The sequence below is a fragment of the Bradyrhizobium guangdongense genome (assembly GCF_006483445.1).
GTDB lineage: Bacteria > Pseudomonadota > Alphaproteobacteria > Rhizobiales > Xanthobacteraceae > Bradyrhizobium > Bradyrhizobium guangdongense_A.
The window spans coordinates 1-11,683 of record NZ_PPPT01000014.1; the positions used below are offsets into that span (position 1 = coordinate 1).

Annotated in this window: 9 protein-coding genes; all 9 read left to right on the plus strand. The window is 64.2% G+C overall.

Features of this window, described 5'->3' with window-relative positions; genetic code table 11:
• Window positions 1-207: 207 nt before the first annotated feature.
• On the plus strand, window positions 208-1,650 hold the full coding sequence (locus C2U70_RS01980; protein ID WP_140976184.1) for a sigma-54 interaction domain-containing protein: 1,443 nt from the start codon (window positions 208-210) through the stop codon (window positions 1,648-1,650).
• A gap of 310 nt (window positions 1,651-1,960) precedes the next feature.
• The gene (locus tag C2U70_RS01985) at window positions 1,961-3,271 is read left to right on the plus strand and encodes an MFS transporter (protein WP_140976185.1); all 1,311 of its coding nucleotides are present in this window, start codon (window positions 1,961-1,963) and stop codon (window positions 3,269-3,271) included.
• Window positions 3,272-3,393: 122 nt separating this feature from the next.
• Window positions 3,394-5,442 carry an acyl CoA:acetate/3-ketoacid CoA transferase gene (locus tag C2U70_RS01990; RefSeq protein WP_140976186.1) on the plus strand — a complete coding sequence of 683 codons (2,049 nt, stop codon included), beginning with the start codon at window positions 3,394-3,396 and terminating at the stop codon, window positions 5,440-5,442.
• 110 nt (window positions 5,443-5,552) lie between these two features.
• A complete protein-coding gene (locus tag C2U70_RS01995) occupies window positions 5,553-6,737 on the plus strand; it encodes a substrate-binding domain-containing protein (protein ID WP_186294011.1) in 1,185 nt (394 codons plus the stop codon).
• Window positions 6,738-6,805: 68 nt separating this feature from the next.
• Complete coding sequence (locus C2U70_RS02000; RefSeq protein WP_140976188.1) at window positions 6,806-7,570, plus strand: ABC transporter ATP-binding protein; 765 nt, start codon at window positions 6,806-6,808, stop codon at window positions 7,568-7,570.
• On the plus strand, window positions 7,567-8,289 hold the full coding sequence (locus C2U70_RS02005; protein ID WP_140976189.1) for an ABC transporter ATP-binding protein: 723 nt from the start codon (window positions 7,567-7,569) through the stop codon (window positions 8,287-8,289). Before C2U70_RS02000 ends, C2U70_RS02005 begins: the two co-directional genes overlap by 4 nt.
• Complete coding sequence (locus C2U70_RS02010; RefSeq protein ID WP_140976190.1) at window positions 8,286-9,296, plus strand: branched-chain amino acid ABC transporter permease; 1,011 nt, start codon at window positions 8,286-8,288, stop codon at window positions 9,294-9,296. The genes C2U70_RS02005 and C2U70_RS02010 overlap by 4 nt, the downstream gene beginning before the upstream one ends.
• The gene (locus C2U70_RS02015) at window positions 9,293-10,378 is read left to right on the plus strand and encodes a branched-chain amino acid ABC transporter permease (RefSeq protein ID WP_186294012.1); all 1,086 of its coding nucleotides are present in this window, start codon (window positions 9,293-9,295) and stop codon (window positions 10,376-10,378) included. The genes C2U70_RS02010 and C2U70_RS02015 overlap by 4 nt, the downstream gene beginning before the upstream one ends.
• Before the next feature lie 175 nt (window positions 10,379-10,553).
• A partial coding sequence (locus C2U70_RS02020; protein ID WP_283810327.1) for a cache domain-containing protein occupies window positions 10,554-11,683 on the plus strand: 1,130 nt, incomplete at its 3' end.

Below are 11,683 nucleotides of genomic sequence, written 5' to 3' on the forward strand. Positions count from 1 at the left end.
CAGGACCCATTACCCCGGTGGGTGGTTGTGGCGCGAGGTTGGTAACCACGAGTCTTCGCACAACTCGTCCCTGGGGTAATGGGTCCTGGATCTGCGCTCCGCTTCGCTGCGCTTGTCCAGGACGACGTGGGTTGCTTCCCACCGATTCCCACTTTGAAACCGCTGGCCTTTTGGTAATACACAGGTGGGCTTCCCCAGAGGTACGCCATGTCTGCCTCCACCTCCGTCGTCAGCGATTCCGCCTATATCCGCGCGCGTGCCATGGAGACGCTGTTCGAGCGGCTGGAGCACCTGTGCGAGGGCGCCATCGCTATCGATCGCAGCGGGCGGGTGGTCTATGTCAACGAGAAATACGTCACCGCGATGGGGCTTTCGCACGAGTCCGAAGCGCTGGGCCGTCCGATCGAGGAAGTCATTCCCAACAGCCTGATGCGACGGGTGGCCGAGACCGGCGAGCCGATCATCCTCGACATCATGGAACTTGGCGGCGAGCAGCTCGTGGTCACGCGGATGCCGATCGAGGACGAGCGCGGCAACATCATCGGCGCCATCGGCTTCGTGCTCTATGACCGCCTCGAAGGCCTCAAGCCGCTGCTCGCCCGCGTCGCGCAACTCGAAAGCGACCTGCGGCTGGCACGGCGGCAATTGTCCAACGCCCGCTCCGCGCGCTTCACCTTCGCCGACTATGTCGGCAAGACATCCGGCATCACGCAGGCCAAGGAGCTTGCCGCGCGCGCGGCGCGGCAGAGCGTCACCGTGTTGCTGACCGGCGAGACCGGCACCGGCAAGGAAATGCTGGCGCAGGCGATCCACAACGCCTCGTCCCGCGCCGAAAAGCCGTTCGTCAGCGTCAACGTCGCCGCCGTTCCCGACACGCTGATCGAGTCGGAATTCTTCGGCACTGCGCCCGGCGCCTATACCGGTGCCGACCGCAAGGGCCGCGAAGGAAAATTCCGCGTTGCCGACGGCGGCACGCTGTTCCTCGACGAGATCGGCGAGATGCCGCTGCAGCTCCAGGCAAAACTGCTGCGCGTGCTGCAGGAACGCGAGATCGAGCCGCTGGGCTCGGACAAGGTCTCGAAGGTCGATGTGCGCGTGATCGCCGCAACCAATGTCGACCTGCACAAGCGCGTCAGCGACGGCGCCTTCCGTGCCGATCTCTATTACCGACTCAACGTGCTGTCGATCGCCCTGCCGCCCCTCCGCGACTGCCTCGACGATCTCCCGGACATCTGCGCACGGCTGCTCGACGACATCAGCGCGACCGGCGACTATGTCGGCGCCAAGATCACGCCGAGCGCGCTGGCAGCACTTGCCCGTTACGACTGGCCGGGCAATGTCCGCGAGCTCCGCAATATCCTGGAGCGCGCGCTGATCCTGAGCGATTCCGGCCGGCTGACGGGCGACGATTTTGCGCGCATCCTTCCGGTCGGAGCAGAAACGAAGGTCGCTCCGCTCGCGCGGTCATTCGGCGCCGTCGTGCCCTATGCGGAAGCGGAAGCCGAGTTCGAGAAGCACACGCTGGAGCAGGCGCTCGCCGCCAGCAACGGCCAGATCTCGGAAGCGGCAAAAATGCTGCGCATCTCGCGCGCGACTTTCTACAAGAAACTCGCCAAGTTCGGCCTCGCGACCGGACCCGCCTCCGTTTGAAACCGTAGCCCGGATGGAGCGCAGTGCGATCCGGGACCGGTCGCGCGTTCGGGTGCGCATTTGCCCCGGATTGCGCTACGCTCCATCCGGGCTACGACAATTTCCTCGTCTGAGTTTCGAGACATGGAGTTGTCCGGAGTCTCAGACTCCTGACACGGTGCATTGCGCGCTTTTCCCGCTTCACTAGCGCTAACTGCCGGATTCTTCGCCATTTTGCCTATACGCTTCGCAACTGGCGCGGGCCTTGCTTTTTGCTCTGCACAAAGACGCACACTGCAAGTGCGCGTTCAACAAACAGGGAGAACGCAAGATGAGTGGAGCGATCACAGTCAATCAGCTCGGCGCACGACAGCCGTCGCATGTCACCGTCGCCACCGCGAGCCTGATCGGCACGGCCATCGAATGGTACGACTTCTTCCTCTACGGCACCGCGGCGGCGCTGATCTTCAACAAGCTGTTCTTTCCGACCTTCGACCCCATGATGGGTACGTTGCTGGCGTTCGCGACCTACGCGCTCGGCTTCATCGCGCGCCCGCTCGGCGGGCTGGTGTTCGGTCACTACGGCGACAAGATCGGCCGCAAGACCATGCTGTATCTGACGCTGCTGATCATGGGCGTGGCGACGGCGGCGATCGGTTTCCTGCCAACCTATGAGACCGCGGGCATCTGGGCCGCGGTGCTGCTCGTCACCTGCCGTCTCATCCAGGGCTTTGGCCTCGGCGGCGAATGGGGCGGCGCCGTGCTGATGGCGGTCGAGCACGCGCCTGAGGACAAGAAGGGCTTTTACGGAAGCTGGCCGCAACTCGGCGCGCCGCTCGGCCTCGTGCTGGGAACGCTGGTGTTTTCGGTCGTGTCCGCATTCCTGACCGACGCACAACTCTACGCCTGGGGCTGGCGCATCCCGTTCCTGTTCTCGATCGCGCTGGTGCTGGTCGGCTTGTGGATCCGCTTCACCATCGCGGAATCGCCGGAGTTCCAGAAGGTCAAGGACAGCAAGCAGGAGGTGAAGATGCCGATCCTGGAAGCGATCCGGATGTATCCGAAGAACATCCTGCTCGCGATGGGCGCGCGCTTCGCCGAGAACGGCTTCTTCTACATCTACGCCACTTTCGTGCTCGCCTATGCCACGCAATCGCTCGGCATGAACAGGCAGGACATGCTGAACGGCGTCCTGATCGCGGCCGCGATCGAGACCTTTACCATCCCTGCGTTCGGGGCACTGTCAGACAAGGTCGGGCGGCGGCCGGTCTATATCTTCGGCGCGGTGTTCTCGGCGCTGATGTCGTTCCCGCTGTTCATGCTGCTGGCGACCAAGAACCCGCAATCGGCCTGGATCGCGATCGTGCTCGGCCTCGCGGTCGGACACGCCGCGATGTACGGCCCGCAGGCGAGCTTCCTGTCGGAACTGTTCGGCACAAAGGTGCGCTATAGCGGCGTGTCGCTCGGCTACAACCTCGCCTCGATCTTCGCCGGTGCGCTGTCGCCGTTGATCGCGACCGGCTTGATGACGGCCTATGCGCCGGCGACCTGGCCGATCTCGGTCTACATGATCGCACTCGCGCTGATCACCATCGTCTCGGTCTATTTCGCCACCGAAACACGCAAGATAGTTCAGCCCTGACGGGCTGATCCCATTCCCACCACGCCGGAGCGGCCTAGTCGCGGGCCGCTCCGGGCGATACAAACAGGGCAAGCAAGAAAAAACAGGACATGCGGTCGACACCAGACACGGGAGGAAACGCCGTGAGCCAGCATCCTGCCTTGGCCAGCCTGCCCAATTCGGAGAAGGGCAAGGTGGTCACTGCGTCGGACGCGGTCATGCTGATCCGCGACGGCGACACGGTCGCGACCGGCGGCTTCGTCGGCATCGGCTTCGCCGAGGAGATCGCACTGGCGCTGGAGGGGCTCTATCTCGCCAATCAGGGCGATGCGCCCTACACCCAGGGCAAGCCGCGCAATTTGACGCTGGTCTATGCCGCCGGCCAGGGCGACGGCAAGGATCGCGGCCTCAACCATTTCGCGCATGAAGGCCTGGTGAAGCGCGTGATCGGCGGGCATTGGGGCCTGGCGCCCAAGCTGCAGCAGCTCGCCATCGGCAACCAGATCGAGGCCTATAACCTGCCGCAGGGCGTCATCACGCATCTGTTCCGCGACATCGCCGCGCACCGGCCCGGCCACGTCACCCGCGTCGGCATGGGCACCTTCGTCGACCCGCGCCTTGGCGGCGGCAAGCTGAACGCGCGCACCACCGAGGACATCGTCGAGCTGATCAAGATCGGCGGCGAAGACTGCCTGCTCTACAAGACGTTTCCGATCAACGTCGGCATCATCCGCGCCACCACGGCCGATCCCGACGGCAACCTCACCATGGAGAAGGAGGCGCTGACGCTGGAGGCTCTGGCGATCGCCATGGCCGCGCATAATTCCGGCGGAATCGTCATCGCCCAGGTGGAGCGCGTCGCCGAAAGCGGCAGCCTCAATCCGCGCCAGGTCAAGATCCCCGGCGTGCTCGTCGATTGCGTCGTGGTGGCCAAGCCCGAGAACCATTGGCAGACTTTTGGCACGCAATATAACGCCGCTTATTCCGGCGAGATCCGCGTGCGCGCGACGTCACTGCCTGCGATGCCCATGAGCGAGCGCAAGATCATCGCGCGCCGCGCGGCGTTCGAGCTGAAGGCCAACAGCGTCGTCAATCTCGGCATCGGCATGCCCGAAGGCATCGCATCCGTCGCCAACGAGGAGCGGATCATCGATTTGATCACGCTGACGGCCGAGCCCGGCGTGATCGGCGGCATTCCGGCGAGCGGCATCGACTTCGGTGCTGCCATCAATACGCAGGCGGTGATCGACCAGCCCTATCAGTTCGATTTCTACGACGGCGGCGGGCTGGATGTCGCGTTCCTCGGGCTCGCGCAGGTCGACCGCAGCGGCAATCTCAATGTCAGCAAGTTCGGCCCAAAGCTCGCAGGAGCCGGCGGCTTCATCAACATCAGCCAGAATGCCAAGAAGGTCGTGTTCGTCGGCACCTTTGGCGCAGGTAGGCTGCGCATCGGGCTCGACGGCGGCAAGCTGCAAATCCTCGAAGAGGCCGATGCGCGAAAATTCGTCGATGCGGTTGAGCACGTCACGTTTAGTGGTAGCGTGGCCTCCGCGCGCGGCCAGAGCGTGCTCTATGTCACCGAGCGCTGCGTCTTCGCGCTACGGTCAGGCGGACTGGAACTCGTCGAGGTCGCGCCCGGCATCGACATCGACCGCGACATCCTGCGTCTGATGGATTTCAAGCCGCTGATCCCGCGCGATCCTCTGGTGATGGATGCGCGCATCTTCCGCGACGGCCTGATGGACCTGCGCGAGAGCCTGTTGACCATCCCGCTCGACCAGCGCTTCACGCTGGACGAGCAGCAGAACCTGTTCTTCGTCAATCTCGAGCGCTATCCGCTGCGCAGCAAGGCCGATATCGACACTATCGCCAGGATCGTCGAGGCGAAACTCGCCCCGCTGGGGCGGCGGGTGTACGCCATCGTCAACTACGATCATTTTTCGATCCTGCCGGAACTGCTCGACGACTATTCGGCGATGGTGCGGAGCCTGGTCGACCGCTTCTATTCAGGCGTGTCGCGCTACACGACCTCGGGTTTCCTGCGCATCAAGCTCGGCGAAGCGCTCGAGAAGCGCGGCGTAGCGCCGCATATCTTCGAAAGCGCGGAAGAGGCGCAATCCGACTGGCGGCAGATCGACGCGATCGCTGCCGCAGACGACGGCACCGCGCCGCGCAGCGCGCGGCAGGCCTAAAAATGAAGCAGATATGACAGCCGCAACGTCAGACGGAAGGTGCAATTGCAATGTTCGCAGTGTTGTGCAAATCGCTCTTACCCAACGAATTTGAATCAGGAGGAACCATCGTGCGCCGATCACTCATCCTAACAGCAGCCATCCTCGGCCTCGCCGCTGGTGCCTCCGCACAGGCCGACGATCTCAAGATCGGACTGATCTACGGCAAGACCGGTCCGCTCGAAGCCTATGCCAAGCAGACCGAGACGGGCCTGCAGATGGGCTTTGAATACGCCACCAAAGGCACGATGACGCTGGACGGCCGCAAGATCGTCATCGTCACCAAGGACGACCAGGGCAAGCCCGATTTGTCGAAGGCGGCGCTCGCGGAAGCCTATCAGGACGACAAGGTCGACATCGCTGTTGGCACGACGTCGTCGGCCGCGGCGCTCGCGATCCTGCCCGTCGCCGAAGAGAACAAGAAGATCCTGATCGTCGAGCCGGCGGTCGCAGACCAGATTACCGGCGAGAAGTGGAATCGCTACATCTTCCGCACCGGCCGCAACTCCTCGCAGGACGCGATCTCGAACGCAGTCGCGATCGGCAAGCAGGGCGTCACCGTCGCCACGCTGGCGCAGGATTACGCCTTCGGCCGCGACGGCGTCGCCGCCTTCAAGGAGGCGCTCGCCAAGACCGGCGCGACGCTCGCCGCGGAAGAATATGTGCCGACCAGCACCACCGACTTCACCGCGGTGGGCCAGCGCCTGTTCGACGCGCTGAAGGACAAGCCGGGCCGCAAGATCATCTGGATCATCTGGGCCGGCGCCGGCAATCCGCCCGCAAAGCTGCAGGACATGGACCCGAAGCGCTACGGCATCGAGCTCTCGACCGGCGGTAACATTCTTCCGGCGCTCGCAGGCTACAAGATCATGCCGGGCATGGAAGGCGCGACCTATTACTACTATGACATCCCGAAGAACCCGGTGAACGACTGGCTGGTCGCCGAGCACCAGAAGCGCTTCAACTCGCCGCCGGACTTCTTCACCGCGGGCGGTTTTGCCGCCGCGATGTCCGTCGTCACCGCCGTCACCAAGGCGAAGTCGACCGACACCGAAAAGCTGATCACTGCGATGGAAGGCATGGAGTTCGACACGCCCAAGGGCAAGATGGTGTTCCGCAAAGAGGACCATCAGGCGCTGCAGAGCATGTATCACTTCAAGGTCAAGGTCGATCCAGCCATCGCGTGGGCGGTGCTGGAGCCGGTGCGCGAGCTGAAGATCGAGGACATGAACGTTCCGATCCGCAACAAGCGCTGAACTTGCTTCTCCTCTCCCCGCATAGCGGGGAGAGGATCTCCTTCGTTATTGATCCCCGAGTTATCCTGATGGCCCTGACGTTAGAGACGCGCGACCTGACCATTCGCTTCGGCGGCCATGTGGCGGTCAACAACGTCAGTTGCAGCTTCCGTCCGGGCGAGCTCACCGCCATCGTCGGGCCGAACGGCGCCGGCAAGACCACCTATTTCAACCTGATCTCGGGCCAGTTGCGCGCCTCCGCAGGCCACATCCTGTTCGACGGCACCGACATCACCCAGCACTCGGCGCCGATGCGCACCCGCGCCGGCCTTGGCCGCGCGTTCCAGCTCACCAATTTGTTTCCCAATCTCACGGTCGAAGAGAACGTCCGCCTCGCGGTGCAGGCCGCAAACGGTACGCATTACGACATGCTGCGGCCCTGGATGGTGCGGCGTGACCTGATCGCGCGCGCCGATGCGATCCTCGACCAGGTCGCGCTCGGCAGCCGGCGCGGCGTCGCCGCGACCGCGCTCTCCCATGGCGATCAGCGCAAGCTCGAGGTTGCGCTGATGATCGCGCTGGAGCCAAAGGTCTTCATGTTCGACGAGCCGACCGCCGGCATGAGCATCGACGAGGTGCCGGTCGTGCTCAATCTCATTGCGCAGCTCAAGCAGGACAAGAGCAAGATTATTTTGCTGGTCGAGCACAAGATGGACGTGGTGCGCTCGCTCGCCGACCGCATCATCGTGCTGCATAACGGGCAGCTCGTCGCCGATGGCCCGCCTGCCGAAGTGATCGCCTCGCCGATCGTGCAGGAAGCTTACTTGGGCGTAGCACCGAAGAGTGCCGCATGACAGACCTGCTCAAGCTCAGCGGCGTCCACACCCATATCGGGCGCTATCACATTCTCCAGGGCATCGATCTCGTCGTGCCGCAGGGACAGACGACCATGCTGCTCGGCCGCAATGGCGCCGGCAAAACCACGTCGCTGCGCACCATCATGGGCCTGTGGCAGGCCTCCTCCGGCGAGATCACGCTCGCGGGCGAGCGCATCGAGGCCCGCACCACGCCCGACATCGCGCGGCTCGGCGTCGGCTATGTGCCCGAAAGCATGGCCGTGTTCTCCGACCTCACCGTGAAGGAAAACCTGGTGCTGGCGGCGCGCGACGGTCCGCTTGATGACAAGCAGCTCGACTGGATCTTTGGCTTCTTCCCGGCGCTGCGCCGCTTCTGGCTGTCGCGCGCCGGCAGCCTCTCCGGCGGGCAGAAGCAGATGTTGTCGATCGCCCGCGCGATCGTCGAGCCGCGCAAGCTTTTGCTGATCGACGAACCGACCAAGGGGCTCGCGCCCGCCATCGTCATGGCGCTGATCGAGTGCCTGAAGGAGATCAAGCGCAAGGGCGCGACGATCCTGCTGGTCGAGCAGAATTTCTTTGCCGCCCGCGAGCTCGGCGATCATGTGCTGGTCATGGACAACGGCACGATCGTGCATCGCGGCGAAATGGCGGCGCTGGCCGCCGACGTGCCGCTGCAGGAGCGATTGTTGGGCCTGAGCCTGGAGGCGCATCAGTGACCGAGCTTGCCGCAAACGATCCGCTGCCGAAGCCGAAGCGCGATCTCGCGCCGATCCTGCTGCCGATCGCGCTCGCGCTCGCCATGATCCCGCTGGTCGGCTCGACCTCCTCCTGGGTGACGCTGACGGTCGCGAGCCTCGCGATGGGCATGATGATCTTCATCATGGCCTCCGGCCTGACGCTGGTGTTCGGCCTGATGGACGTGCTCAATTTCGGCCACGGCGCCTTCATCGCGGTCGGCGCCTATATCGGGACATTGATCCTGCTGCCGTTCGCGGCCGCGATGCAGGCGGACTCGCTCCTCGCCAATCTCGCCGTGCTGGTGCCGGCAATCCTGCTGGCGATGGCGGTCTCGGGCGCGCTCGGTCTCGTCGTCGAGCGCGTGCTGATCCTGCCGGTCTACGGCCAGCATCTGAAGCAGATCCTGATGACGACCGGCGGCCTCATTGTCGCGGAGCAGACGATGTATGCGATCTGGGGGCCGGCGATCATCCCGCTGCCGCTGCCCGCGTCGCTGCGCGGCTCCTTCATCCTGGGCGACGTCGCCATCGCAAAGTACCGCGTGCTTGCGATGCTGGTCGGCCTCGCCGTCTTCATCGCGATCCAGCTCGTGCTCAACCGCAGCAAGATCGGGCTTTTGATCCGCGCCGGCGTCGAGAACCGCGAGATGGTGGAAGCGCTCGGCTATCGCATCCGCCGCCTGTTCCTCGGCGTGTTCATGACGGGCTCGGCGCTCGCCGGCCTCGGCGGCGTGATGTGGGCGCTCTATCGCGAGCAGGTCCACGCCTCCATGAGCGACGACCTCACCGTCCTGATCTTCATCGTCGTCATCATCGGTGGCCTCGGGTCGATCGGCGGCTGCTTCATCGGCGCGATTTTGGTGGCCATGGTCGCCAATTACGGCGGCTTCCTGGTGCCAAAGCTCGCGCTCGTCTCCAACATCCTGCTGATGGTCGCCATTCTGATGTGGCGGCCGCGCGGCCTCTATGCGGTGACCAGCCGATGATGCTCCTCTCCGGCGACCCGCCGCGCAGCCGCGTGCTGACCATCGTTCTCCTCGTCATCATCCTGGCGCTGGCGGCGACGCCCTTCATCTTCCCCGGCGCCAAGGCGATGAACGTCGCGGCAAAGATCTGCATCTTTGCCGCACTGGTTGCCTCCTACGACCTTCTGCTCGGCTATACCGGCACGGTGTCGTTCGCCCACACCATGTTCTACGGCATCGGCAGCTACGCGATCGCGATTGCGCTCTACACGATGGGTCCGAACTGGGGCGCGGTCGCGACCGGTATCGTCATCGGCCTGCCGCTGGCCGCACTGCTCGCGCTCGCGATCGGGCTGTTCTCGCTGCGGGTCGCCGCGATCTTCTTTGCCATGATCACGTTAGCGGTGGCCTCCGCCTTCCAGGTACTGGCCTCGCAGATGTCCTGGCTGACCGGCGGCGAGGACGGCCGCAGCTTTCAGTTGCCGGACCTGCTGCGACCCGGCACGGTGCTGATCCCGAAGAGCCTGATCGGATTCGAGTTCAACGGCCGCACGCTCACCTTCTATCTCGTCTTCGTGGCATCGACGCTGATGATCCTGGCGCTGCTGCGCGTCGTGAACTCGCCGTTCGGCCGCGTGCTGCAGGCAATCCGCGAGAATCGGTTTCGCGCCGAAGCGCTCGGCTTCCGCACGGTGTTTCATTTGACCTACGCCAACTGCCTCGCGGCACTGGTCGCGGCGTCTGCCGGCATCCTCAACGCGCTGTGGCTGCGCTATGCCGGGCCCGACACCTCGCTCAGCTTCTCCATCATGCTGGACATCCTCTTGATGGTCGTGATCGGCGGCATGGGCACGATCTACGGCGCGATCATCGGCGCTGCGATCTTCATCCTGGCGCAAAACTATTTGCAGTCGCTGATGGGCGTCGCCTCCAAGGCGGCGGGCGAAGCCGGACTGCCGCTGCTGCCGGGGCTGCTGCATCCCGACCGCTGGCTGCTGTGGCTCGGGCTCCTGTTCATCGCCAGCGTCTATTTCTTCCCGACCGGCGTCGTCGGACGGCTGCGCAGTGGACGCGCCGGCAAGACATCCGACGCCGCGCATTAAGTCCGCGTTAACCATAAGCGGGCGCGTGCACTGCACAACCCCAGAGTGACGCGACCTGGTTCCACGTCGCGAACCATCGCGCGTTTCTTGCGCGCAATGATTAAGCCTGAAGTAACCGGCTTTCCTAAGCTTTACGCCATTTGTGAGGTGTAAGGATGGACGCTTGGGAGGGGACATGCGCCGGGCTAACCTAGCGATCACGGGCCGACTGTCTTCGGTCGCACGCAATGGCTGGGAAGCCATGGTGCGGGCCGGGCCTGTGCTGTGGCTGACGCTCAGCGGCGTGTTGCTCGTTGCCGGCATCTTCGTCGGCACCACCATGGCTGTCGGCGAATTCCGTGAGCGCACGCTGGTCAACCGCGAGCGCGAGCTCGAAAACACCGTCCAGCTCCTCACCCGCCATTTCGACCAGCAGTTCGAGGATTCCGACGTCGTCGCCGCCGACCTGATCGGCGCGATGAACCTGCCGGAAATCACCTCGCCCGACATGTTCCGCGAGCGGATGTCCGGACCCGAGGCGAACCGAATGCTGCACGCTCGGATCAGCGCGGTCTCCTATCTCGGCGACATCGCGATCTACGATGCGAATGGCGATCTGATCAACTGGTCGCGGCTGCAGCCGCTGCCCAAGATCAACGTCTCCACCCGCGCCTACTACCAGACCTTCAAGACCGACCCGCGCGCCGAGCCGGTGCTGCTGGAATCCGTCCGCAGCTTCATCATCGGCAAATGGACCACCGTGGTCGCGCGCAAGCTGAGCGGGCCGGACGGCGAATTCCTCGGCATTCTGGTGCGCCGGATCGATCCCGACAGCTATCAGCGCTATTTCGCCTCCGTCGCGCTTGCGGAAGGCGCCGCCATCTCGCTGTTCGATCGCGAAGGCAAGATGCTGGCCCGCTATCCGCATGTCGAGGAACTGGTCGGCAAAAGCTTCAAGGATGCGCCGTTGATGCGGAGGGTGCTGACCGAAGGCGGGCAGCATACGCTTCGCGTCAGGAGTCCGCTCGATGGCGAGGAGCGGCTCGGGTCGGCGGCCTCGCTGACGCATTTCCCGCTCGTGATCGTCGCGACCAACACCATGTCGGCCGCGCTGGCCGACTGGCGCGCCCAGACCGGTTTCATGATTACGGTCGCGACGCTGACGGCCTCGGTGATCGCGCTCATCCTCTATCTGATCATTCGTCAGATCCGGCAACAGGACCTCGGGGCTCAGCAGCGGATCGAGGCGGAGCGGCAGCGGCTCGACACGGCCTTGAACAACATGTCGCAAGGACTCGTGCTCTACGATGCGACCGGCCACATGGT